This is a genomic window from Rhodopila sp. (genome assembly GCF_965277165.1).
Lineage (GTDB): Bacteria > Pseudomonadota > Alphaproteobacteria > Acetobacterales > Acetobacteraceae > Rhodopila.
On the sequence record NZ_CBDICE010000005.1, the window covers coordinates 2190781 to 2214477 of the forward strand.

Genomic DNA, 23697 nt, shown 5'->3' on the forward strand with positions numbered 1-23697 from the left:
GAGTGTCACGTGTCGGACGATCTGAGCATCCCCAATCCCGGTTATCGCGGAACCCAGGCTCGCCGCTATGGCACTGGCCAAGGCCGAGTCCGCCGACGGCTGGACCCGGATACCCGCCGCCTTGCGCTGTTCGCCGGCGGCGTCGGCGCCGTTTTGGTCGTGCTGATCGGCGGTTCCGCCCTGATCGGTCATCGCGGCACCGAGGTCCCGGTAATCACCGCCGACACCCGACCGATCCGCGTCAAGCCCGACAACCCCGGCGGAATGAAGATCGACGGCGCCGAGAACGACGTGTTCACCGCCGGTTCCGACATCGCCGGCTCCAAGCTGGCTCCGCCGCCGGAGAATCCGGACGCCAAGGCGCTGCGCACCGCGTCGGCGCCCCCCGTCGCCATCAAACCGACCACGCCGACGCCCGCTCCTTTGGCCGTTACCCCGCCGCTGCCCGCTCCTCCGGCGCCCGTGGCCATCACCCCGCCGCTGCCCACGGCCATCGCGCCGCCGCCCTCGGGCAAGCCAGCCCAGGTCACCAGCGTGCTCGCCCGGCCCGCTCCATTGGCGGCCCCGAAGCCGGTATTGGCCGCCGAAACCCATCCCCCCGGGTCCGGACATCAGATCGAGGTCCAGCTTGCCGCACTCACGTCGGAGGATGCGGCGCGCAACGAGTGGCAGTTGCTGTCCAAGCGGCTGCCGGACCTGCTCAACGGCAGGCAGCCGGATTATTCTCGCACCGAACGGGATGGGCATACGTTCTGGCGCATTCGCACATCGGGCTTCGCCGACATGGCTCAGGCCCGCACCTTCTGTGACCACATACGGGCCAAGGGTGGCGGCTGTTCGGTGGCCGATTTCTAGTATCGCGCATCAGTGAAGCGCGACACCTCGGTGTTTGTTTGAGTATCCGACTCACGCGCCAAACCGCAGACGCTTCGCGTCTCGCGCTTCTCTGTGACCGGATACTAGGGCACTATCCGGCCCTGGCGCGGCACTTCAAGGGTCCACCATGCTGGGAACCATAAGCCGACACCGATGACGTTCCCATCGACCCGCGCCGCCATCGTCGGGATCGCCGGACCGACGCTTTCGGCTGAGGAAGCCACATTGTTCCGGGCCCTCCCCCCAGCCGGCGTGATCCTGTTCTCCCGCAACATCCAGCACCCGGAGCAACTGACCGCGCTGATAATTTCGCTGCGGGAGGTATTGTTGGCGGACGCCGACCTCATGGTCGATCAGGAAGGAGGACGGGTGGCCCGGCTCAAGCCACCGCACTGGGACGCCCACCCGGCCGCCGCGACGCTCGGTCAGCGATTCGCCACCGACCCGACGGCGGCCCTTCGGGCTGCCTGGCTGACCGGTGCGCTGATCGGTCGGCAATGCCGAACCGCCGGCTTCACCATCGCCGCCACGCCGGTGCTGGATCTCTCGGTTCCCGGCGCGCACGGCGTGATCGGTGACCGTGCGTTCGCCCACCATCCGGCCGCTGTGGCCCGACTGGGCCGGGCGGTCGCCAATGGGCTGCTCGCCGCCGGCGTCGTACCGGTCGGCAAGCACGCCCCAGGACACGGCCGCGCGCGGGTCGACAGCCATCTGTCGCTACCGAAGCTGACCGACACCGACCTGGCCGCCGATATCCGGGCTTTCGCGCTGAACGCCGACCTGCCATGGATGATGACGGCCCATATCGTGTATGAGGCGCTCGATCCCCATCTTCCGGCGACCCTGTCGGCCAAGGTGATCGAGACCGTCATCCGCGGCCGCATCGGCTTCAAAGGAGTGTTGGTGACCGACGACCTGGCGATGCAAGCGCTTTCCGGTGCTCCGGCCGACCTGGCGGTCCAGGCGCTGATCGCCGGCTGTGACCTCGCGCTGTACTGCAGCGGCGATTTCGCCGCCAACCAGGCACTGTTGCGCGCCGTCCCGCCACTAGACGCCCGTACCCAGCAGCGCCTGCGCGCCGTCCGGGTCGCCGCCGTTCGACGCCACCAAACGCTTCACCCGGCGGCGCTGACCGCCGAGCGGGATCGGCTACTGACGTGAATCACCTCCTGTTCAGCCTTGCACTCGCTGTCATTCCGGTGGTCCTGGCAATCACCTTGCACGAGGCCGCGCACGGCTATGCCGCCTTGGCGCTGGGCGACACCACTGCCCGTGATGCCGGGCGGCTGTCGCTCAATCCGATCCGCCATATCGACCGGTTCGGCACCATCATCCTGCCGGGCTTCCTGCTGATCAGCCAGTTACTGGTGCCCCCGCACCGGATTTTTTTCATGTTCGGCTGGGCCAAGCCGGTGCCGATCGGAGCCTGGAAGTTTCCCAATCCGCGGCGCGGCATGGCGCTGGTGGCGAGCGCCGGGCCGCTGATGAACTTCTTCCTCGCCTGGCTCGCCGCACTGGTGATTCCGGTGGCCGATACCGATAGCGCCAGCCAGGCGGTGATCCAGCAATTCCTGCTCTATTTCATACTTTCAAACATCGTGCTCGGCATGTTCAATCTGCTGCCGATCCCACCGCTGGATGGCGGCCGTATCGCTGTCGGCCTGCTGCCGGAGAGCCTGGCGCGGATCTGGGCGCGGCTCGAAAAAGCCGGCATCGTGATCGTCCTGCTGGTTGTGTTCATCCTGCCCCGCATCATCGGGGTCGATCCGGTCGGACAGGCGCTCAACCACGTGCTGCCGTGGGCATTCCGCACCCTGTTCTGGCTCGCAGGACGAAATACCGGTGGGATGGATGGAAACTTCATCTGACACAGCCGAACCTGATCCGGCATCGGACAACCTCGTGCTCCGGCTTGAAGGGTTCGAGGGGCCGATGGACCTGCTGCTCGACCTGGCGCGGTCGCAGAAGCTGGATCTGGCGAAGATCTCCATCCTGTCGTTGGTCGATCAATATCTGGCGGTGATCGAGGGTGCCAGGCGGGTCCGGCTGGAACTGGCTGCCGACTGGCTGGTGATGGCGGCATGGCTGACCTGGCTGAAATCCCGCCTGCTGGTCCCCGCAGCCGAAGGCGACGACCTCGAAGACGCCGACGGGGCGGCCGAGGCACTGGCCGAGCGGTTGCGAGAGATGAACGTCGTTCGCAGCCTTGCCTCCTGGCTGGCGGCGCGGCCGGTTCTGGGCCAGGACGTGTTCGCCCGCGGCGCGGCCGAGACCCACTTCGAATACGATCGCTCACGCATCATACTGGAACCAGGTCCGTTCGTGCGCGCCTACCTGCAGGCGATCCGGCGCGCGACCAGAAGCTCGCCATACACGCCGCGCGCGCTCACGCTATGGACAGTGCAGGACGCGCTGCGACGTCTGGCTGATCTGCTCGGCAGCCTGCCGGACTGGAGTACGCTCGATCAGTTCCTGCCCGACCACGTCGACGGTCCGACCGAACGGCGCGCCGCCCTGTCAAGCACCCTGCTGGCCGGTCTGGAGATGGCACGCGGAGGTGCCATCAGGCTCCGCCAAGAGCAGGCGTTCGGACCGATCCTGGTGCGCCGGGGCAACGCTGAAGTAGATCAGGACGCATGAACGACGATCCCAAACAGCAAATCGCCAATCCGGCGGACTGGAATCCGTTGCCTGTCGAGCCTGAGGCCGGGCATCAGACCGCCGAACAGCCGTTTGCCGAACCGCCGGCGAGCGATGCGGCACCTCCGCGAGAGCCCGACGAAGACGCGCTGCGGCTGGCCGAGGCGCTGGTGTTCGCCAGCGCCGAACCGGTCACGCCGCGCGGTCTTGCCAGGGTGCTAGCGGATGATATCGACGCCGAGGCCGTGCTGTCGGCACTGCGGGCGCGTTATGCCGGGCGCGGCGTTGAACTGGTCGATGCCGGCAACGGCGTGATGTTCCGGTCTGCCCTCGACCTCGCGCCCCGCCTGCGCAAGGTAATCGATTCGCCGCGCCGGCTGCCTCGGGTTGCGATGGAGACGCTGGCGATCGTTGCCTATCATCAGCCGATGACTCGCCCCGAGATCGAGCACATCCGCGGCACGGCGTTGTCGCAGCAGACCTTGGACTCGCTGTTGGAGCTGAATCTGATCGCGCCAAAGGGCCGGCGGGAAACACCTGGGCGGCCGACCTTGTGGGGCACGACGCCGGAGTTCCTGGCGCATTTCGGCCTGAGCGATCTGCGCCAACTGCCGCGGCGCGAAGACCTGCTGCTCGATGCCGCGCCGCCACGACCCGCGCCCGAGGTGTTGCCGGCCGACCTGCAGCCGCCTTCGCGGGGGCGTATCGAATAGGCACATCGGCGGAATCGCGCTGAGCGCAACGTTCGAGCCACGCGCCAACACAAGTGTATACAAATGTCACGCTATCCGACCGCATGGCTGGGTCGTCATAGTTGCATAACAATCAGGCAGAATGGTTGGTTTATCGCGCCCACGTTAGAGTATGCTTTGCATTGTTAGGGAAGAGCGTCCTTCGCCTCCTGTCCGGCCTGACCCCGGCAGCTCCGAAGGAACGTGGATAATGAACCTGTACAGCAACATTTCGATCAGCTCCGGCAGCCAGCGAAAGTTCGCCGGCGATGCCGGCACGTCGATCTCCAGTTTTACGCAACGGCTGCGGCGTCTGGCCGCTTACCTCTCGGACCGGCGCGAACGCCGCCGGGCGGCGGACTCATTGCATAGCTTCAGCGACCGCGAGCTTTGGGATGTTGGACTGAGCCGTGCTGATATCTTGTCGATCGGGCAGGGGACTTTCCGTAGGGATCGGTAGCATCGGTGGCGAATTAACGGCTGCGCGGGCCAATTCTTCCGTATATAAATCGTAGTTCGCTCGGCCGTTATTTGTCCAGAATAAAACCAACCGGTTGGTTCGACTTTCGCGACCCGCCGGCAACTGTGCAGACGGCGGGTTTTCTGCACCAGGGTGTCGCAAGGTCGATATAGCGGGACCACTCTCCTGGAGATCCTGGGTGGCGGTTGGCCGGACTAAACTTCTCTTCGGTCGCCTGGTCGTTTCGCGGCAACCCTGCTGAATGACCCGCCGAATTTCCGCCCCGGCCTGCTTCCTGGAACCCCCAGCTTCATCAGCAGCTGGGCCCCGGGTCAGCGTCTGCTGGCGCGCATTTCCTGCGGCCACTTAACCAGCTTCTTCAGCCGACGGCGGCGCATCGACCTGCGCCAGGAAGAAAAAGTTCGATCCCTCGTTCAACCACCTTCTTCTGGACCGCATCGCGAACCTGCGCTCATAGGCTGGCGGCAAGCCATCCCGTGGTGACGAACACCCCGAGCGCGGTCGACGCGTCTATTCCGACGTTAGCCATGCCGACGCTGACCGGCCCAGGCCGAAGGCTCCAGCTTAAATCTCGTATCCGAACTGGTCTAAGAAGGGGTTGAACACTTCACATCTATTACGTTGTTCGGCCGTCAGGTCTTTTTTCCAGCGGCCGATCGAGGCAGCCGGCGTGGCGCTGGTGGCGTGAGTCGCGAACAACGCGGTCATCCCGTCCTGATCAGAAACGATCGGCGCCAGCCCGAGAAACCCGAAAAGCCTGCTGACGGTGCTAGCGTTGTCCAGCACGAAATCCTCGTACTTAAGCAGCATCACGCTGCGATCCTTTGCCGCATCGATGATTTGCAGATTTCTCGCCGCGCTTTTGGTGGCCTCCATCACTCGATCGAACGCCGAACCGTTCGAGGAGCGGGCGGAACAGACGACATCACGCAAATCGCGAACCAGCAAAACCTCTTTGGTTTTGGGGAACATGTAGCGAATTCCGAGCCTGGAATCTCGTTCCGGAAGGGTCTTTTCAGCAAAGAAAATCGGATAGTCCATCGCCTGATCGCGAGCAACCTCCTCATAATAATCAAGAATGATCTCGCGAAACGCGTTTGCCAGCCGTGCCGGAAGGCGATTCGTCATGAAGTGGTCGAGAACCGTCGGGTTCTTGAACACCTGACCATGGCCTTTGCGAAAATACGGGTTGAAGCCGATTTGATAATTGTTTTCTCCCGCCGTTATCATGTCCGTGGCCAACGATTTCTCGTGGTCGGCATTGGCGACATGGGTTCTCAGGGCATAGGCATAATAACACCCTAATTCGATCTCGAACGGTCGTGTTCCGGCCACCACGATGTTTGGGTGCTGTGCCAAACTAGCCATCACCGCCGTCGAACCGGTGCGTCCCATCGTAGTCAGCAACACCGGCGCGATCGGACGCAGGACGGAAACGGCAGGATCTGGCATGATCGCATCGATCGCCGGTTGATCCTGGGTCAGATAGAAGCTTGATCCGGTGACTCGAACCAAGACCTCCTGTTGCTCATACATTGATAGCGGGTTTGGAAAATGGACGTTGAAAGCATATCGACCCGTCGCTTCAGGAGCGAGTTCATCAAGCTTTGCCCTGAAGATGTCGGCGTTGACGACGTCACGACCCCGGCCGCCGACTATAATATCGACCCGTAACGATTTGTTCCAGTCGTCGCGGTCAGCGACCCAGCCAGCGACGCGGAACCGGGTAACCTCGTCAACGTAACCGACATAGTCCATCTGTTCTCGTTCCACTGATCAGTATTTAACAAAGCGCAAGAAAAATATCCAAGAGCTGTGACCTTTCCTCAGCGATGTCGACGGTTGCGCTGTCATTGCCATAGTTTCCAGCGTAACCGACTTGGCGGCGCGGGCGCAACAACATGGGCTGAACTTGCGCCGATACAGCACGCCCGCGGTCGGCCCTGGCCGAAAAGGCAATGCTCAGCACAGGGCCCGAAGCCGCAACTCCTGCAACACCTGGTCGACCGACTCCTCGACCGTGCCCACAGATGCCCTGACATGAATGTCGGGGACAGCCGGCGCCTCATACGGCGCATTGACTCCGGTGAAGTTCTGGATCAGCCCGGCATCGGCCTTGCTATACAAACCCTTTGGATCGCGGAGTCGACACTCCTCGATCGGCGTATCGATGAATACTTCCAGGAACTCCCCCGCCGGTAGCTTTTCTCGTGCCGCGTCGCGATCGGCCTGATAGGGCGAGATGAACGATACGATGACCAACAAGCCGGCATCCGCCATCAACGCCGCGACCTCGCCGACACGGCGGATATTCTCTACCCGGTCCGCCTCGGTGAAGCCGAGATCGCGGTTCAGCCCATGGCGTACGTTGTCGCCGTCCAGCACATAGGTGTGCCGCCCCTCGTTGTGCAACTTGCGTTCAAGCAGGTTGGCGATGGTTGATTTACCCGCCCCGGACAGCCCGGTGAACCAGAGCACTGCCGGCTTCTGGCCCTTTAGCGCGGCCCGCGCGGCGCGGTCGACGTCCAACTCCTGCCAGCGAATATTCGTGGCGCGCCGCAGAGCGAAATCGATCATGCCGACGCCGATCGTAGCGTTGCTCTGACGATCGATGACGATGAAGCCGCCGAGGTCGCGGCTTTCGGTGTAACTCTCGAACGCCACCGCGGTGGCGAAACTCAGATTGACCACGCCGACCTCGTTCAACGCCAGTTCGTCGGCTTGCATCTGCCCGAGGGTGTTCAGATCCATTCGATGGCGAATGCGGGTGATGCTGCCGCTGACGGTGCGGGCCGCGAGCTTGAACAGATATGTTCGGCCGCTCTGCAACGATGTCTCGCTCAGCCAGATCATGTGGGCCTGGAACTGATCGGCCACGCCGACCGGGGCGTCGCTCGCTGCCAGTACATCGCCACGCGACACGTCCAGGTCATCGGCCAGGACGAGGGTTACCGCGTTTCCGGGATGCGCCTCGAGCAGCGCCCCGTCCGCGGTGATGATCTGGGTGACCTGAGTTTGCCGCCCGGAGGCAGCGACAGCCACTTTGTCGCCGGGCCTGATCCGGCCACAGGCGACGGTGCCCGCATAGCCGCGAAAGCTTGAGTTTGGCCGACTGACCAATTGTACAGGCATGCGAAACGGGCCGCAGACGGCCTCGCCCAGTTCAACGCCCTCGAGCCGCTGCAGCAGGTTCGGACCATGATACCAAGGCATCCGCCGGCTTGATTCGATCACGTTGTCGCCAAATCGCGCCGACAGCGGGATCGCCACCAGACTGCGAAAATTGAACGTCTCCACAGCCGTCTTGTACTCGGCACAGATCTCCTCGAATATGACCTGGTCGAAATCGACCAGGTCAATCTTATTCACCGCCAGGACGACATGACGAATACCCATCAGGCTTGCGATGAGAGAATGGCGGCGCGTCTGCGTAAGCAGCCCTTTACGCGCATCCACCAGTACGATCGCCAGGTCCGCCGTCGATGCACCCGTGGCCATATTGCGGGTATACTGTTCATGGCCTGGGGTATCCGCGACGATGAATCGTCGTTTTGACGTCGTGAAGAAGCGGTAGGCGACGTCGATCGTGATCGCCTGCTCGCGCTCGGCTTCGAGGCCATCCACCAGCAGCGAATAGTCGACCGCCTCGCCGGTGGTGCCGAATCTGAGGCTGTCGCGTTGCAGGGTCGCGAGTTGATCTTCCGGAATCGAACCGGTTTCGTACAACAGGCGCCCGATCAGGGTGGATTTGCCGTCATCGACACTGCCGCAGGTGATAAACCGCAGCAACCCTCCGGTTGCTTGGGGCGACCAGTCAGTCGCCGTAACAGGGTCTTCGATGGCGGTTCCCATTCAGAAATATCCCTCTCGCTTTTTCCGCTCCATCGAGTCGTTATCGTCGCGATCGATCAACCGGCCGCCGCGCTCCGAGACACGCGATGTGGTAATCTCGGCAATGATCTCGGCAAGGTTCGATGCCGTCGATTCCACCGCGGCCGAGAGCGGATAGCATCCGAGCGAGCGGAAGCGCACCCGCTTGAGCTCTGGCGTTTCGCCGGGTCCGAGACGCATCCGCTGGTCATGCACAACGATCCATACTCCTTCGCGATTAACGACCGGGAGATCCTGCGCGTAATACAGTGGGACGATCGGGATGTCTTCCTGGGCGATGTATTGCCAAATATCAAGTTCTGTCCAGTTAGACAGCGGAAACACCCGGATCGACTCGTTGGCATTTATCCGGCTGTTGTATAACCGCCAAAACTCCGGACGCTGGTTCTTCGGGTCCCAGCCTTGCGCCGCATCGCGAAACGAGAAGATGCGCTCCTTTGCGCGCGACTTCTCTTCATCACGTCGGGCACCGCCGAACGCGGCATCGTATCCACCGCTTGTGAGCGCCTGCTTCAGCGCCTCGGTCTTCATCGTATGCGTATAGAAACCGCCATGATCGAACGGATTGATGCCCTGCCGCCGGCCTTCCTGGTTCGTGTGTACGATCAGACGCAATCCATAACGGTCAGCCATCGCGTCACGATGGGCGATCATCTCGCGGAATTTCCATCCTGTATCCACGTGCAGCAAAGGGAAGTTGGGCTTGGCCGGATAGAACGCCTTGAGCGCCAGGTGCAGTAGCACCGAGGAGTCCTTGCCGATCGAGTACAGCATTACCGGTTTGCGGCATTCCGCTGCGACCTCTCGAAAAATATGGATACTCTCTTCCTCGAGCCGTCGAAGATGCGCGCTGGGCGTGATCGAGCTTGTTGCCAATGTTACGAAGGGTTGGTTTTCCGGCGGGGTTACCTGGCTGGTAGGATGCATCGTTGTCGAACACCTGTGTCACGTTTCGTGCAGAGATCAACCTCGGCGATTTACTCGTTGTCGCGGGAAGAGGATCGCCGATAGACCCGGATACAGAACGAAAATCCATCCAGCGCTATGGTTGGCTCCGTGATCGATAACCTGTCACGCTGGGAAATGCTAAAGCGCCGGCTTCGCATCGTGGCAGCTGAGTAGTTCTAGTATGATAACTATATCCTCCGGGCGCCAATGCGGCATATGGCTTCAGCTTCGCGATCAATGAAGTCAGGCGGTTGTAGTTAATTCCACCCGGCCGGGCAACACCTTCCGCTATCCCAAGGAGGTAAGTTCGCCGGGGCGCCGCGCGTTGCGTGATCCGATTCTCGGAACGCCTATTCCCCGCCCGCCAGACCCAGGCTCTGCAGGTAGATGAGAACCCCCGCCTCAAGCAGATCCTCGGCCGCCATCGGTAACTTGCGTCGCGACGGACTCTGCCGAACGAACAGCGAGGCGACGCCGTGCGCCATCGACCAGATGTGGAGCGCCATCATCAAGGAGGGCGGCCGACGTTCTTTCGGAAGGGTTGCCGTAACCTGGTCCGCCGCCTCCCGCAGCGCCGCGAATGCCCTGTCCGCGGCAGCCTGCAGCCCAGCATGAGCGTCCAGTGCCAGGCGGGAATCGAACATCGCCGCATAATACGCCGGCTCATCGCTTGCGAACGCCAGGTAGGCACGCCCGAGAGCCTCGAATGCCCGCACCGGCTCCGGCCGTCCGCCTTTCCATGCTTGCGCGAGCCGCTGCGCCAATCGCTCGTAGCCGCGCAGCGCCACCTCGGCGAGCAGCGCGTCAGCATCGCGGAAATGGCGATAAGGCGCGGCCGGGCTGACTCCAGCGAGCCGGGCAGCCTCGGCAATGGTGAAGCCGGCCGGACCCTTGGCGCCGATCAGTTCAAGCGCGGCTTCGATCAGGGCTTCGCGCAGGTTGCCGTGGTGATAGCCGCGCCGCCCCGAACCGCCCTCGCCGGACCCAGGCCAACTCATGTGCCGGATTTGCTCATGTGAAAGTGTTTTACATGAGTCGCATACTCGATCCAGCAAAGCACGAAAAAACCCGGCCACCGAAGCGGCCGGGCTAGGTTAAGGTCCGGGGTTGACTAGGATCACGGGTGATCCAGCGGCCGCGGCAATCGCGGGCAGCGTTGGCCGCTGATACACAAGATACCGATCCGCCGTGAACCATCTGTGATTTCCATCACATCGGCTCAGCCCAAGCGCCGACACTGGATTGGACGCCTGCGAGTGTTGTTGCGGAACAGCGGCGCCGTCGCTAGTTTTCGCGGCCGAATCGGGAGTTTTCGCCAAATGATCCGGCCACTTTTCTGGCTGCTGCTCGAGGTCCTCAATCTATATTGGTGGGCCGTCCTGCTGGCCGCTATCTTCAGCACGCTTGCGTCGTTTGGCGTCATCGACACCCGCAACCGTATCGTCTGGAGCATCGGCGACTTCCTTTACCGCATCACCGAACCGGCGTTGCGGCCAATCCGCAACATCTTGCCCAATTTCGGCAATATCGATCTGAGCCCGCTGGTGCTGCTGCTACTGGTCCAGGGTGCGATCATGATCGTGGCCAACGTCGAGGCCGCGATCCTCACCGGTGCAATGCAATACCTGCTTTGAATGCGGACCGCCCGCGGAACTCAAACGTGACCGTCACGGTTCGGCCCGGTTCGTGCCACCCAGCCAGTTGCCAGGAGGCGCTGCCAAAGGCCCGCGCCGCCGTTCTGGCGACTATACGATTGGAGACCTCGTGATCGCCCGATTGATCGACGGCCGAACCGTTGCCGCCGCTTTGCGTGTCGAGGTCGCGGCCAGAGTGGCCGCCGCAGGATTTGCGCCTGGCCTTGCGGTGGTATTGGTCGGCGAGGATGCCGCCAGCAACGTCTATGTCCGGACCAAGGACCGCGCCGCGCGGGAGGCCGGCATCGAAACTCGCACCATCCGCCTGCCGGCCGAAACCGGCCAAACCGAGCTGCTGAACTCGATCCAGCAATTGAACGACGATCCGACGATCGACGGCATCCTGGTGCAGTTGCCGCTGCCGCGCGGGATAGATCCGCCGGCCGTGATCGAGGCAATCGACCCCGCCAAGGATGTCGACGGCTTCCACCCGATGAACGTCGGCCGCCTCGCCGAAGGCCGCCCTAACCTGGTGCCATGCACCCCGCTGGGCGTGGTGAAACTGCTCCGCGCCGCCGCGGTGAACATCGCCGGCGCCCGAGCCGTGGTGCTTGGCCGGTCGGCGATCGTCGGGCGACCTTTGGCGTCGATGCTGCTGGCCGCCGATGCGACGGTGACCATCGCCCATTCGCGCACCCGAGACCTGCCGGCCGAGTGTCGCCGCGCCGATATATTGATCGCGGCCGTTGGCAAGCCGGAGATTGTCAAGGCCGATTGGATCCGCCCTGGTGGCACAGTGATCGATGTCGGCATCAACCGCATGCCGGACGGTCGCCTGACCGGCGATGTCGCGTTCCAGGCCTGCGCCGCGGTCGCCGGCGCAATCACTCCGGTTCCCGGCGGAGTCGGCCCGATGACGGTGGCGTGCCTGCTGGAAAACACCCTGACCGCCGCGTTGCGTCGACGTATCGCCTGATCACGCCGACATTCGCCTTGCGCCTGCGGGTTGTCAGGTCGCGGCGGCAATGACAAAACGAGGCAAGCGCGATTGCGCGGGAGGAAACCAAGAATGCTGGACACCGCGGGCGGAGGCCTCGGCCGCCAACCGCCGTGCTTTGCTCAACGGCCGAACGAGGCTCGGCGCCGGCTGGTTCTCGCGGCCTGTCTGATTGCGACCTTCATGGCCGCGGTCGAAAGCACCATCGTCGCCACCATCATCCCAACCATCGTTGGCGACCTCGGCGGGTTCAGCCTGTTCACCTGGGTGTTCACCGTTTACTTGCTGACCCAGGCCGTTACCATTCCAATCTACGGCCGGCTTGCTGACGTATATGGCCGCAAGCCGGTTTTTTTCTTCGGCACCACCCTGTTCCTGTTCGGCACCGTGGCGTGCGGCGCGGCCTGGAACATGCCCGCACTGGTGTGCTTCCGAGCCTTGCAGGGCTGCGGCGCCGGTGCCATCCAGCCGATCGCCACGACCATCCTGGGCGATATCTATACGCCTGCGGAACGCGGCCGCATCCAGGGGCTGGTGTCCTCGGTGTTCGGCGTATCGGCGGTGATTGGACCATCGTTAGGCGGTTTCCTGGTGGCACACATGAGCTGGCGTGCGGTGTTCTGGATCAATGTTCCGATCGGCGTCGCCGCCATCATGATGATCGCGGCATTTCTGCACGAGGACGTTCGCCATCGCCAACACCGCATCGACATTGCCGGGTCGGTGTTGTTGCTGATTGCATTCAGTTGCCTGATGGTTGCCATGGTGCAAGGTGGCAGCCTCGGCGGTCTGACGCTCGGTGCGCTGACCGCGGCCGGCGTGGCTGCTTTCGTCGTGCTGTTCCTGCATGAACGTCGCATTCCCGAACCCATGCTGCCGCTCGATCTTTGGCGCCACCGGGTGATCATCGTCGGCAGTCTGGGCAACTTCACCTCCGGCGCGATGATGATGGGCGTCGCCGCCTTCCTGCCGACCTATGTTCAGGGGGCGATGGGCCGCGGCCCGATTGTCGGCGGACTGGTGCTGGGCGCAATGTCGGTGAGTTGGGCGATGGCCAGCCTCGCCGCCGGGCGCATCATGATACGAACCAGCTATCGCCTTGTCGCGGTTCTGGGCGGCATCTCTTTGTCGGTTGGGTGCACGATTTTGGCGAACCTGACCCCGGCCGATGGACCCGTCTGGGCGGCATTTGGATCGCTTGTGATCGGCATCGGCATGGGGTTCTGCAGCACAGTGTTCATCGTCTCGATCCAGGCCTCGGTGCCGTGGCGCCAGCGCGGCGCCGCCACCTCGTCCTCGATGTTCATGCGCTTTGTCGGCCAGTCAGTCGGGGCCGCCGGATGCGGGGCGGTGCTGAACGCCACGATGCTGCACCTGGACCCTGGCGCCGCGCATGCGGTGGAACGTCTTCTTGATGCGCCAGTGCGGCTTGCGATGGCGCCCTCGGAGCTTGCGCATTTGACCGACGTTATGGCCAGGTCGTTGCAAAATGCTTATCTTCTGGCCACGGCTTTCGCTGTGCTGACATTGCTGATCGCGACCCGGTTGCCGGCGCGGCTGAGCCCGGCACATCATGACAGGTAAATCGCATGAGGATTCCTCGCGATGGAGACCACTCGATGAATCGATTCGTGTAGCGCCTGCTAGCGCGGAGGAGTTGCATAACCTCAGTTTTGCCGAGCTTGGCGCAGCGTCCGGATCCGATTGAGCTCACCCCGTGCCGCCTGACCCATCTTCGCAGGACCGCGGCCGCGTCGGTGGCGATCTGGTTCTCGGATGAGGCCAGAGTAGGCCAGAAAAGTTCGCTCGGTTGTGTATGCGCGCCGGTCGGTCGCGTCCGCATCAATATCGGCTCGGATCAGGACGGCGCCCGCCGGGAAACAGGCCGCGCTTCCACCAGCGACTTGATCCGTTCCGCATCCTCCAGCGTCGCTGGATTGTACACCACCATGGTCAGGTCCGGCCGACCATCCACGGCAAACGCTGAATATTCGAACGCGATCGGGCCGAGAACCGCGTGCCGTATGTGCTTGACGCCTTCGCCGTGGCTGCGGACATCGTTGTCGCGCCACATCGCCTCGAACTCGGGGCTCAGACGGCAGAGTTCATCGACTAGAGGCTGAACCTCGGCCGCCGCTCCCGCCCGCGCCGCATCCACCCTGAATGCACCAACCACGAACCGCGCCACGCTCTCCCAATCATATTGCGCGGCACGGACGCGAGGATCGAGGAAGATGAAACGCAGAACATTGCGCTGCCCCGGCGGAAGCGAATCATAATCGGTCAGCATCACGGTCGCCGCCCGGTTCCAGGCCACCACGTCCCAGGTGGCGGTCCTGATCAGCGCCGGGCTCGGTTCCAACGCATCGAGCACGCGTTGCAGCCGCGGCGTGACGCTCTCGTCCTTGCGGTAGTGCACCTCGGGTAGGCGGCCCAGGCCGAGCAGGAAGAGGTGTTCGCGCTCGACATTGGTCAACATCATGGCGCGGGCAATCCGGTCGAGCACGTCGGCCGAGGCCGCGCCGCCGCGTCCTTGCTCAAGCCATGTGTACCAGGTCGGGCTGATATTGGCGCGTTGGGCGACCTCCTCGCGGCGCAGGCCGGGCGTGCGGCGGCGGCCCACCGAAAACCCCAGCGCCGCCGGATCGAGCTTCGCGCGGCGACCCTTCAGATAGGTCCCTAGCAGGTTCTCGGTGATGTCGTGCTCGCCCATTCTGTTAGCCGTTATACCATGATGATGTCACTACTTTACCAGGATAAACCGCGATCAAAGATTTGTCTCCGACGCAACATGGAGATTGGTCATGCGTGTATTTGTGACTGGAGCCACCGGCTGGGTCGGCTCCGCCGTGGTGAACGACCTGATCGCCGCCGGCCATCAGGTGCTGGGCCTTGCCCGCTCGGACAAGTCGGCCGACGCACTGGCCGCGGCAGGCGCCGAGGCCCATCGCGGCGCGCTCGATGACCTGGACAGCCTCAGGAGCGGCGCCGCCCGATCCGACGGCGTGATCCACACCGCCTTCAACCACGACTTCTCAAAGTTCGCCGAGAACTCCGAAGAGGACGCCCGCGCCATCGAAGCGATCGGCGCGGTGCTGGAAGGCTCCGATCGGCCGCTGCTGGTGACGTCGGGCGTGGCGCTGCTCGCCCCTGGCCGCACCGCGACCGAGCAGGATGTGCCGCCGTTCGACTCTGCCTCGTATCCCCGCAAATCGGAGGCAGCGGCGGCCGCGCTGGTGGAACGTGGCGTGCGAGCAGCTTCCGTCAGGCTCGCCCCGTCGGTTCATGGTCATGGCGATCACGGCTTCGTTCCGAGGCTCGTCCAGGTCGCGCGCGAGAAGGGCGTGTCCGCCTATATCGGAAATGGGTTCAGCCGCTGGCCGGCCGTGCATCGGCTCGACGCCGCCCGCGTCTATCGGCTGGCGCTGGAGCGCGGCGCCGCCGGAGGCCCGTTCCACGCGGTCGCCGAAGAAGGCGTGCCGGTCAAGGTGATCGCGGAGGTCATTGGCCGCCGCCTGAACATTCCGGTCGTCTCGAAGTCTCCCGAAGAGGCGTTCGAGCACTTCGGCTGGTTCGGGATGTTCATAGGCGTGGACGCCCCGACATCGAGCGTGCGGACCAGGTCACTGCTCGGCTGGAAGCCGCAGCAGCCCGGGCTCCTCGCCGACTTCGATCACCCGGCCTATTTCGCTCAGTAGCCCTTGGTCGGCGTGAAACGGCGGCAGCGATTTTCGAAGGAGATGAACAATGAATGGCACGGCGATGTCGCTCGCGGGAAAACGTGTCGTCGTGATCGGCGGGGCTTCGGGTATCGGCTTCGCGGTTGCCGCCCTCGCGCGCGAGCAGGGCGCAGAGCTGGTGATCGCGTCCAGCAATGCGGCCAATGTCGCGGCGGCCGCCGGGCGCTTGGGTGGCGCGACGGGCGGCACTGTCGATCTGCGGGACGAAGCGAGCGTATCGGGTTTCTTCCGGAACCTCGGCGCGTTCGATCATCTATCGATTACCGCGGGTGACTGGGGCGGCACGGCGTTCAGGGCCACGCGGGACCTCGATCTCGCCGCGGCGCGCGAAGGCTTCGAGGTGCGTTTCTGGGGCGCGCTCGCCGCCGTCAAACACGCTAGCCGACAAATCGCGCCGGATGGGTCGATGACGCTGACGAGCGGCATGCTCACCCATCGCCCCACTAAAGCCATCCCGCTTGCGACTGCGATAGGCGGAGCGGTCGAGTCCCTGGTTCGCGGCCTTGCCGTCGATCTTGCTCCGCTGCGGATCAACGCGGTTTGTCCGGGTCTCATTCTTACCGATCATGTCAAGCAAATGCCCCAGGACAGGCAGCGGGCCTACGTGGCGGGGTTGCCGTTGCCGCGAGGCGCGTCGCCGGCCGAGGCTGCCACGGCTTATGTTTACTTGATGCTGAATAGCTATGTGACAGGACAGATCCTTCCGGTGGACGGCGGTGGCTGGCTGGTGTGAACAACAACCTGCGCCAGTCGCTCGATGGGCCGGGGGGAAAGGGAACTCGGATGCCTGTCAGTTCAGGGTCGCGTTCGTTTCGAAATGGCTGCACCGACCGCTAACAACTCTTCGCGTTCGGCCTCAGATCGTGGGTTTGATGCCGAACCCGAAGTTCTACCTGGGGCGGCGAACAGCTCGCACTGTTCCGCTGCTTCCGCCGCCGCAAAAGAACCGACCGCCGCCATCGGATTCGACCCCCGAAACGCCCACTCCGGGCGGCATCTCCAGGCATTCCTGGACATCTCCTGTAGCGGGATCGACTCGCCGCAGATCGCTCACGTCATCTTCCCAGGTGCCGTGCCATAGCTCCCCATCGACCCAGGTGATGCCGGTCACGAAGCGGCTGCATTCGATTGTGCGAAGTATCGCCCCGGTCTGCGGATCGACTTGATGGATCTTGCGGTCCCGATACTGCCCGACCCAGAGCGTCCCTTCGGCCCACGCCAGCCCGGAATTGCCGCCGCCGCCGGGAGCCGGGATGGTGGCGAGTACACGGCCGGTGTTCGGATCAATCTTCTGGATGCGATCCTCGGCGATTTGAAACAGGTGCTGGCCGTCAAAAGCGGTTCCCGCGTGCGCCGCGACATCGATCGAGCGCGCCACTTTCTCGCTTGCCGGATCGAAGGCGCTTAGCTTGTCTCCGGACGCAAACCAGACTTGATGACCGTCGTAGGTGACCCCATGCACCTGATCGATCCCCGGGTAGGGGCCATACTCATGCAGGATTTCGGCGGCTGATCGGTTCATTCTTCAGTCCTAGTCACTCGCCAGCGTATGAGGGGAGTAACAAGGTTGTCGGGAATCCCGGCACCGGTGGGATCATCCAGCGACGTGCCCGCCCAGCACCAAACGATTGCACTTTGCCGGCGGCGGCCAGCGTGTCGAGTGCCCGCTGCACGGTGCGCTGACCGGCACCAAGCGCAAGGGCCAAGGCCGAACTCGGCCACGACTCGCCGTCGGCGAGCAAGCCGAGCAGCGCCGCGTGCCGATCCTCGACCGGGCGCGCCAGCACGACGACCGGGTTCGCGCGGCGCGGCACCAGCGCAAAGCCTTGCTTCGTCGCGCTTACCGTGGCCAGTGCCCGAAGCTGCTGGCGAAGCCGCCCGATTTCGACGCGCAATCGCGCGCGATGCGATTCATCAGCGTGCTTCGCCCGGAAAGCCCGTGCAACGAGCGCGCCCCTGGACACGTCCGCGGGCCATGCTTCAGCCATCGCGCGTACCAGCGCGAACAAAACCGGCCGCGTTTGGAGCAGGACCACGGTACCGGCGTCACGCACCAAGTGACGACACGCGTCAACCACAAGTGCCGGCGACGCCAGCAACGCCTCGACCTCGTCGAGCAGGATAAGGCGCTGTTGGCCATGCGCAATCAGGCGTGCCGCGGGCGTGTTCAGTACGCGGGATGCGCTCTCGACCTCTGCCGTCAGTGCCGGGATCCCCACCTGGCGCGCGGCTCGCTCGGCCCGGGCCAGCGCGGTGCGTGCCACTTTCGTGCGCAGCCGACGCATGGCGATCCCGGCAACGACCAAGTCATGGGAAACCCTCGAAGCGGGCGCGAGCGGCGAGGGATCGAGCACGGCGAGCTTCCGTTCCGCCTCGTCGAGGCGCCCGATGAGAAGTAGACGCCGGACCTCCAGATGGCCTGCATGCGCGGCGTTGGCCCGATCGCCTCGCTGTTCGAGTGTCGCCCGCGCGGCGTCGAGCGCCTTCGCGGGCCAGCCCAGATCGCGCGATGCGAGCGCGATCTCAGCCTCGGCGACGACACATCGCGCGCGCGCCACGGGCTGGTTTGGGCCGAACGCCCGTGCGGCGCTTCGCAGCAGAGCCTTCGCCCGAGCCAGATCGCCGAGCCGGGCCATCGCAATTCCTCGCAACGCGAGTCCGGGCGCGTCATCACGCAGCGCCACCCAGTTCAATGCGCCGAGGGGGTCACCGGCCGCGAGTGCTCGCGCCGCCGCCGTGATCATCGGGTCCATCGCGATCCCGCCAAACTTGTCACTCCCAGCGTCCGCCACCCGATCCTTATCAATCTGAAGACCATCAACCGCTCCGTCGTCGTGAGAACAGAGCGGCAGGCGCAGGAGAATATCAATGACGCGACACATGACCGGCACACGCGACGAATGGCTCGCCGCCCGGCTCGGGTTGCTCCAGCAGGAGATGGAGCATACCCGGCGCAGCGACGAGCCGGCGCGGCGACGTCAGCAACTGCTATCGGTTCGGCTTGAGGAGGAGTACCGGTTCGAGATCGACCAAGGCAGCACCACGCTGGCCGACCTGTTCAGCGACGGCGCGGGGCCCATCGCCGAGATCGCGTCGATGGCTGGGACCGACGCGGCCACCTACACGCGGGATAGGCCTGGCGTCAGCGCATTCGCGCTCGATAGCGGAGCCATATACCACACATACTCCGCCTTTTCACGCGGCATGGACGGTTTGTGGGGGGAAATACTAGTGGCTCGACCGCGCGCCAAGGGGCCGCAACGAGACCGGCGTCTGGTGACGTCGCCACGACAATACGGCCCTTGGTTGGCCGGGTTTGATCTCTCCCAAGAGGTATAACCGTGGATCCGGCATGACGATCGCCCGCAACTCTGGAACTGTCGGCGCCCTTGCTGAAAGCGGCAGGTCCGGCAATCTTGGCGCGGCCGATTGTCTGTGCCTGGCAGCCGCGCCGACCTTTGCGATGATGGCGTTATTGACCGGCCTTTCGGGCCAGCCGGACATGATCTGCTCAGCTATGCGAGGGGCATTCCTGGGCGGAATGGCCCCAATGTATGTTTTGATGAGCGCCTTCCACGCGGTGCCCTGGCTGAAGCTGATCCGCCATCGGCGAAGCGGCGGTCCTGATCCGGCATTGGCGGCACCGAGCGGGATGCCGCCACAGGCCGAGGTCTGCCGTGGTGACGACATCCCGGACGCGGCGACGCCGAACCCCACGGCGACCAAATAACCGGGTTGGCAAGGTCCTGGCGCCACGCTGTCAAGGGCGATTTACCAAACGGCCAGCAACTGACACACACCAGAGCAGGCTGGCATGGCGCGGGAGTAACCAGAGGTGGCGCCATTGACTTCGGCGCCGGCCTAGCAAAATAGCGTTCGGGACTGAGAACCCAGCCTGTCGTCCGGGCATCCGGCCACGGCGTGGAGGCAACCGTCGACGCGGCCGAAGCTTTAAGCTCGTAGTGCTTGGCGGTCTCCCCGACGGGCGCATCACCTATTGGAAGAGGGTCCACAGCAATGGCTGACGCACCGCAAAAACCCACTATGACCACGGCCTTCGGCCGGCCGGTTGAGGACAATCAGCATTCGCTCACCGCCGGCCCGCGCGGCCCGGTGTTGGGACAAGATTATCATCTTATCGAGAAGATGGCGCACTTCAACCGCGAGCGAGTGCCGGAGCGCGTCGTCCACGCCAAGGGCTATGGCGCCCATGGCACGTTCACGGTGACCAAGGACATCACAAAATATAGCTGCGCCAAGGTGTTCGGCGCGGTCGGCAAGAAGACCGAAATGTTCGCCCGCTTCTCCACCGTTGGCGGTGAGAACGGGTCGGCCGACACCGCGCGCGACCCGCGCGGCTTCGCGCTGAAGTTCTATACCGAGGACGGCAACTGGGACCTGGTCGGCAACAACACGCCGATCTTCTTCATCCGTGATCCGCTGAAGTTCAGCGACTTCATCCGCACCCAGAAGCGCGAGCCCGGCACCCATCTGAAGCCGCATTGGCGCCGGTGGGACTATTGGGGCCTGTCGCCCGAGGCGATCCACCAGGTGATGTTCCTCTATAGCGATCGCGGCACCCCGGTTTCGGCTCGGTTCATGAACGGCTACGGCAGCCACACCTACAGCTTGTGGAACACGGCCGGCGAACGGGTCTGGGTCAAGTTCCACGTCAAGACCAAGCAGGGCAACAAGACCTTCGTCGATCACGACGCCGCCCAGATGACCGCCGACGATCCGGACTACTCGGCCCGCGACCTGATCAACGCGATCAAGAAGGGCGATTTCCCGAAGTGGACGGTCGCCATCCAGGTGATGCCGGAAACCGACGCCGAAACCTACAAGTGGAACCCGTTCGACCTGACCAAGGTCTGGCCGCACGGCGACTATCCGCTGATCGAGGTCGGCGAAATGGAGCTGAACCGCAACGTCGAAAACTATTTCGCCGAGGTCGAGCAGTCCGCCTTCGAGCCATCCAACCTGGTGCCCGGCATCGGTTTCAGCCCCGACAAAGTGCTGCAGAACCGCATCCTGTCGTACGCCGACGCGCACCGCTACCGGATCGGCATCAACTACGACCATATCCCGGTCAATCAAGCCAAGGGTGCCAAGGTCCACACCTATCACCGCGACGGCACCATGGTGACAGGCAGCAACGGTGGCAGTTCGGTGGATTACGAGCCGAATTCGTTCGGCGGCCCGGCCGAGGACAAGTCGGTGATGGAGCCGCCGCTGAAGATCAATGGCGACGGCGCCCGCTACACCACCTACTCCGGCGACGACATGGACCTCTACGGCCAGCCCCGGATGTTCTGGGAGAAGGTGCTGGACGACACCGGGCGGGCACACTTGGTGGCGAGCATCGTTGGCAGCATGACCGAACCCAACATGGGCATGGAGGACGATGCCAAACGCCACGAGATCCAGCAGCGAATGCTGAAGCACTGGTACAAGGTGCACCAGGATTTTGGTGCGGCGGTTGAAAAAGGCATCAACGGCGCGCAGCAGAAGATGGCCGCCGAGTAAAACGAGCAGGCGCCCTCCCTCAGTCGGAGGGTGCCCTATCTCGCATCAACCAAAGGATCCAAGGCGCGCTCCGGGTGCAGGCGGATCCTCAGGCGGACCGGCGAAGCACTGCGCCAAGCTCATCCAGAGCCGAGCGGGTTCACCGGTTACCCGAAGGGCAGTGTCGGCAACGTTTCGGACTTGCGTCACTACCTGACAGAAGTCGAGTGCGCTTCCGATAACTCTGCTTTCGCTCGCTGGCGGGTTCCACTCCCAGACTTCCCCCGACGGTCCGCGCAGGCCCACATGCGGAACCGGTCCTGGTGCTTCGACGCCGCGATTTGCAAATGTCCAACCATAGGTCCTGACGCCGAGTTCGGAGATATTGCGCAGCCGCGCGGTTGGCTGGCGCTGCTTTCGCATAAGGTCATAGATCGCCTGACCGTGCGCCCACGTCTCCATTTGGCGCGCGGTGGCGAACATCCGTACGCCCATGTCCGGCCCGGCCCATTTCAGACGAGTATCCGCGGGCAGCGCCGACAGCTTGTCGCAGAGGTCGACCATCTGCTGGCGCCAGCGCTCCAGCAGGCGTTCCGCAGTCAAATCACCCAGCCGTTGGCTGGTTTCCTCAAGGCGGGACATCCCGCTGTCGCGCGCAGTCTGGACATCATCGCGAAATCGGGCGAACGGTTCGGCTCCGGCGACCGAGGCCGACGCCATCAGGTCGCTGGCGTGCAGATGCTGAACGACGTCGTTGACCGTCCAGCTTTTGAACAAGGTCGGTCTCTGCCAATCCGCCTGCTTGAGCGTGGCGAGTGCCATGTACAGTTCCTCCGCCTCGGCGCGGAAATCGGCGACCTGTTGCAGCATCTGATCTTCCTCGGGCATGACCGCGCCAAGCGGAGCATCCGTAGCGCTTGAGAGAGCCACGCGCTTGAACAAGAGTTAACCCAAGCCGCGCCGGGGGCAACCGCAGCCGATCGCCGGTGATAATGGGAGCGATCACATATCTGATGTTGTTGCCGGGATCGGGCTGCCGCGATCGCAGCCGATGTTCAGGCAGACCGAGCGTCGGCGTCCACCAAAGCCCGGCGTCCACCAAAGCCCGGCGTCCACCAAAGCCCGGCGTCCACCAAAGCCCGGCGTCCACCAAAGCCCGGCGTCCACCAAAGCAATGACCCGGATGGTTTTGATCAGTTATAAAAATTATCATTGACATTAATCTTCTGTTCGACTAATGTTCCATCATCAACGGGTGAATTGTGCCCGATCAGGATGCGGCTGGCGCCACCTTCGCCCACCGCGCCTCATCATTACACGGGATAATTTCGCAGCGCCTGCCTGGTAGCAGGCGCCTATTGCTCACCACCGCACTCTTGCTTTGTGACCAAACGGCAGCTTTCGGCGCACCCGCGTCAATGAGCGGTCCGGCTTCGATATAAGGTTGATAATCCGATGACCACTTTCAGCTCCGCGCGTCCTGTTGTGAAGCCCAGGACGTGAACCAGCTCTCCGAGAAAACAACCGGCCTACGTTTCAATACCGAGATATCGCTTGGCTCGATTTTGCAGGCTTTGACGGTCTTTATCGTGTCGGCCTTCTTCTACGTGACCAACGCCTCCTACAAGACAGACAACACGGCGCAGCGACTCGTTTCCGTTGAAAACAGTGTCGCAATGCTACGCAACGAACTGCTTCAGAAGATCTCCGACAACCAGGCAGAGAACAAGGTTCGCTTCGAGGAGCTGAGCCGACAGGTCGCCGGTTTGCCGGACCAGACCGCGGCACTTCACCAGTTGGACGCGCGGGTGGCGCGGCTGAAAGCCAACAAGCAAGACCGCGACAAGCAGATCGGCGATCTGAGCAACGTGATCTACCAAGACCACGCAGATCTGGCGGCGATCCAATCGGCCAACCACCAGAAGCTTGGTGTCCGATGATCCGGGCGTTGTCCGTTGCGCTGCTGCTGGCCGGCTGTGCCGCGCCTGTCAAAACTCCGGTGACAGAAATCATCCCGCGGGAGGTGCTGTCGTGCCCCGAGGGTAGAGCCGTGCCGCCAACACCAGCCAAACCCCGCACCATCGAAGCGATATCGGGCTGGGGCAACCGCAACGAGCGGGCGTTGCGGTCGACCCTGGTTGCGCTCAAGGAGTGCAATCGGCGGCGTGACGAGGCCGTGCGACTACTCAAGCAGCGCTGACCTGAAGCAGCGGTTGGGCCATTCCGGCCGCCCTGCCGACACCCTGGTCCCGCC

Annotated in this window: 24 protein-coding genes; 16 read left to right on the plus strand and 8 right to left on the minus strand. The window is 63.6% G+C overall.

Features of this window, described 5'->3' with window-relative positions; translation table 11 throughout:
- Nucleotides 1–9: 9 nt before the first annotated feature.
- The 6 genes from ACQY4Y_RS10795 (at nucleotide 10) to ACQY4Y_RS10820 (ending at nucleotide 4707) form a co-directional block, all read left to right on the plus strand.
- On the plus strand, nucleotides 10–855 hold the full coding sequence (locus ACQY4Y_RS10795; RefSeq protein WP_428490551.1) for an SPOR domain-containing protein: 846 nt from the start codon (nucleotides 10–12) through the stop codon (nucleotides 853–855).
- A gap of 174 nt (nucleotides 856–1029) precedes the next feature.
- On the plus strand, nucleotides 1030–2037 hold the full coding sequence (gene nagZ / locus ACQY4Y_RS10800; protein ID WP_428490552.1) for a beta-N-acetylhexosaminidase: 1008 nt from the start codon (nucleotides 1030–1032) through the stop codon (nucleotides 2035–2037).
- Nucleotides 2034–2744 (plus strand): site-2 protease family protein, encoded by a 711-nt coding sequence (locus ACQY4Y_RS10805; RefSeq protein WP_428490553.1) that lies wholly within the window; start codon nucleotides 2034–2036, stop codon nucleotides 2742–2744. Before nagZ ends, ACQY4Y_RS10805 begins: the two co-directional genes overlap by 4 nt.
- Before the next feature lie 34 nt (nucleotides 2745–2778).
- Complete coding sequence (locus tag ACQY4Y_RS10810; protein WP_428490554.1) at nucleotides 2779–3516, plus strand: segregation and condensation protein A; 738 nt, start codon at nucleotides 2779–2781, stop codon at nucleotides 3514–3516.
- Entirely contained in the window at nucleotides 3513–4229 is a 717-nt protein-coding gene (scpB, locus tag ACQY4Y_RS10815; RefSeq protein WP_428490555.1) for an SMC-Scp complex subunit ScpB, read from the plus strand. The genes ACQY4Y_RS10810 and scpB overlap by 4 nt, the downstream gene beginning before the upstream one ends.
- A 229-nt stretch (nucleotides 4230–4458) precedes the next feature.
- On the plus strand, nucleotides 4459–4707 hold the full coding sequence (locus ACQY4Y_RS10820; protein ID WP_428490556.1) for a DUF1127 domain-containing protein: 249 nt from the start codon (nucleotides 4459–4461) through the stop codon (nucleotides 4705–4707).
- 585 nt (nucleotides 4708–5292) lie between these two features.
- Here the strand turns inward: ACQY4Y_RS10820 and ACQY4Y_RS10825 are convergent.
- The 4 genes from ACQY4Y_RS10825 to ACQY4Y_RS10840 form a co-directional block, all read right to left on the minus strand.
- A complete protein-coding gene (locus tag ACQY4Y_RS10825) occupies nucleotides 5293–6486 on the minus strand; it encodes a sulfotransferase (protein WP_428490557.1) in 1194 nt (397 codons plus the stop codon).
- A 204-nt stretch (nucleotides 6487–6690) separates the two neighbouring features.
- A complete protein-coding gene (gene cysN / locus ACQY4Y_RS10830; protein WP_428490558.1) occupies nucleotides 6691–8580 on the minus strand; it encodes a sulfate adenylyltransferase subunit CysN in 1890 nt (629 codons plus the stop codon).
- The gene (cysD, locus tag ACQY4Y_RS10835; RefSeq protein WP_428490559.1) at nucleotides 8581–9546 is read right to left on the minus strand and encodes a sulfate adenylyltransferase subunit CysD; all 966 of its coding nucleotides are present in this window, start codon (nucleotides 9544–9546) and stop codon (nucleotides 8581–8583) included.
- A 371-nt stretch (nucleotides 9547–9917) separates the two neighbouring features.
- Nucleotides 9918–10565, minus strand: coding sequence for a TetR/AcrR family transcriptional regulator (locus tag ACQY4Y_RS10840; RefSeq protein WP_428490560.1), 648 nt, complete (start codon nucleotides 10563–10565; stop codon nucleotides 9918–9920).
- A 321-nt stretch (nucleotides 10566–10886) separates the two neighbouring features.
- Here ACQY4Y_RS10840 and ACQY4Y_RS10845 point away from each other — a divergent pair, with 321 nt between their 5' ends.
- From ACQY4Y_RS10845 to ACQY4Y_RS10855, 3 genes are all read left to right on the plus strand, one after another.
- Nucleotides 10887–11201: a YggT family protein gene (locus tag ACQY4Y_RS10845; RefSeq protein ID WP_428490561.1), complete on the plus strand. Its 315-nt coding sequence runs from the start codon at nucleotides 10887–10889 to the stop codon at nucleotides 11199–11201.
- A gap of 130 nt (nucleotides 11202–11331) precedes the next feature.
- Nucleotides 11332–12177 (plus strand): bifunctional methylenetetrahydrofolate dehydrogenase/methenyltetrahydrofolate cyclohydrolase FolD, encoded by an 846-nt coding sequence (gene folD, locus ACQY4Y_RS10850; RefSeq protein WP_428490562.1) that lies wholly within the window; start codon nucleotides 11332–11334, stop codon nucleotides 12175–12177.
- Between the two features lie 93 nt (nucleotides 12178–12270).
- On the plus strand, nucleotides 12271–13782 hold the full coding sequence (locus ACQY4Y_RS10855) for an MDR family MFS transporter (RefSeq protein WP_428490563.1): 1512 nt from the start codon (nucleotides 12271–12273) through the stop codon (nucleotides 13780–13782).
- Nucleotides 13783–14056: 274 nt separating this feature from the next.
- On the opposite strand, the gene ACQY4Y_RS10860 is transcribed toward ACQY4Y_RS10855, so the two are convergent.
- Nucleotides 14057–14911 (minus strand): helix-turn-helix transcriptional regulator, encoded by an 855-nt coding sequence (locus ACQY4Y_RS10860; protein WP_428490564.1) that lies wholly within the window; start codon nucleotides 14909–14911, stop codon nucleotides 14057–14059.
- 91 nt (nucleotides 14912–15002) lie between these two features.
- Here ACQY4Y_RS10860 and ACQY4Y_RS10865 point away from each other — a divergent pair, with 91 nt between their 5' ends.
- Nucleotides 15003–15896 (plus strand): SDR family oxidoreductase, encoded by an 894-nt coding sequence (locus tag ACQY4Y_RS10865; RefSeq protein ID WP_428490565.1) that lies wholly within the window; start codon nucleotides 15003–15005, stop codon nucleotides 15894–15896.
- A 49-nt stretch (nucleotides 15897–15945) separates the two neighbouring features.
- Nucleotides 15946–16671, plus strand: a complete 726-nt coding sequence (locus tag ACQY4Y_RS10870) for an SDR family oxidoreductase (RefSeq protein WP_428490566.1) — start codon at nucleotides 15946–15948, stop codon at nucleotides 16669–16671.
- Between the two features lie 156 nt (nucleotides 16672–16827).
- Here ACQY4Y_RS10870 and ACQY4Y_RS10875 read toward each other — a convergent pair whose 3' ends face one another.
- The gene (locus ACQY4Y_RS10875; RefSeq protein ID WP_428490567.1) at nucleotides 16828–17460 is read right to left on the minus strand and encodes a DUF6923 family protein; all 633 of its coding nucleotides are present in this window, start codon (nucleotides 17458–17460) and stop codon (nucleotides 16828–16830) included.
- Nucleotides 17461–17473: 13 nt separating this feature from the next.
- The gene (locus ACQY4Y_RS10880) at nucleotides 17474–18820 is read right to left on the minus strand and encodes a hypothetical protein (protein ID WP_428490568.1); all 1347 of its coding nucleotides are present in this window, start codon (nucleotides 18818–18820) and stop codon (nucleotides 17474–17476) included.
- Between ACQY4Y_RS10880 and ACQY4Y_RS10885 the strand changes: the two genes are divergently transcribed.
- From ACQY4Y_RS10885 to ACQY4Y_RS10895, 3 genes are all read left to right on the plus strand, one after another.
- Complete coding sequence (locus tag ACQY4Y_RS10885; RefSeq protein WP_428490569.1) at nucleotides 18807–19277, plus strand: DUF899 family protein; 471 nt, start codon at nucleotides 18807–18809, stop codon at nucleotides 19275–19277. The genes ACQY4Y_RS10880 and ACQY4Y_RS10885 overlap by 14 nt on opposite strands.
- 13 nt (nucleotides 19278–19290) lie before the next feature.
- A complete protein-coding gene (locus ACQY4Y_RS10890; RefSeq protein WP_428490570.1) occupies nucleotides 19291–19668 on the plus strand; it encodes a hypothetical protein in 378 nt (125 codons plus the stop codon).
- 314 nt (nucleotides 19669–19982) lie between these two features.
- Complete coding sequence (locus ACQY4Y_RS10895; RefSeq protein WP_428490571.1) at nucleotides 19983–21464, plus strand: catalase; 1482 nt, start codon at nucleotides 19983–19985, stop codon at nucleotides 21462–21464.
- 45 nt (nucleotides 21465–21509) lie between these two features.
- Here ACQY4Y_RS10895 and ACQY4Y_RS10900 read toward each other — a convergent pair whose 3' ends face one another.
- Complete coding sequence (locus ACQY4Y_RS10900; protein WP_428490572.1) at nucleotides 21510–22313, minus strand: TIGR03084 family metal-binding protein; 804 nt, start codon at nucleotides 22311–22313, stop codon at nucleotides 21510–21512.
- A gap of 629 nt (nucleotides 22314–22942) precedes the next feature.
- On the opposite strand from ACQY4Y_RS10900, the gene ACQY4Y_RS10905 reads away from it, so the two are divergent.
- Both ACQY4Y_RS10905 and ACQY4Y_RS10910 read left to right on the plus strand, forming a co-directional pair.
- Nucleotides 22943–23383 (plus strand): hypothetical protein, encoded by a 441-nt coding sequence (locus tag ACQY4Y_RS10905; protein WP_428490573.1) that lies wholly within the window; start codon nucleotides 22943–22945, stop codon nucleotides 23381–23383.
- Entirely contained in the window at nucleotides 23380–23643 is a 264-nt protein-coding gene (locus ACQY4Y_RS10910; protein WP_428490574.1) for a hypothetical protein, read from the plus strand. Before ACQY4Y_RS10905 ends, ACQY4Y_RS10910 begins: the two co-directional genes overlap by 4 nt.
- The last annotated feature ends 54 nt before the right edge of the window (nucleotides 23644–23697 follow it).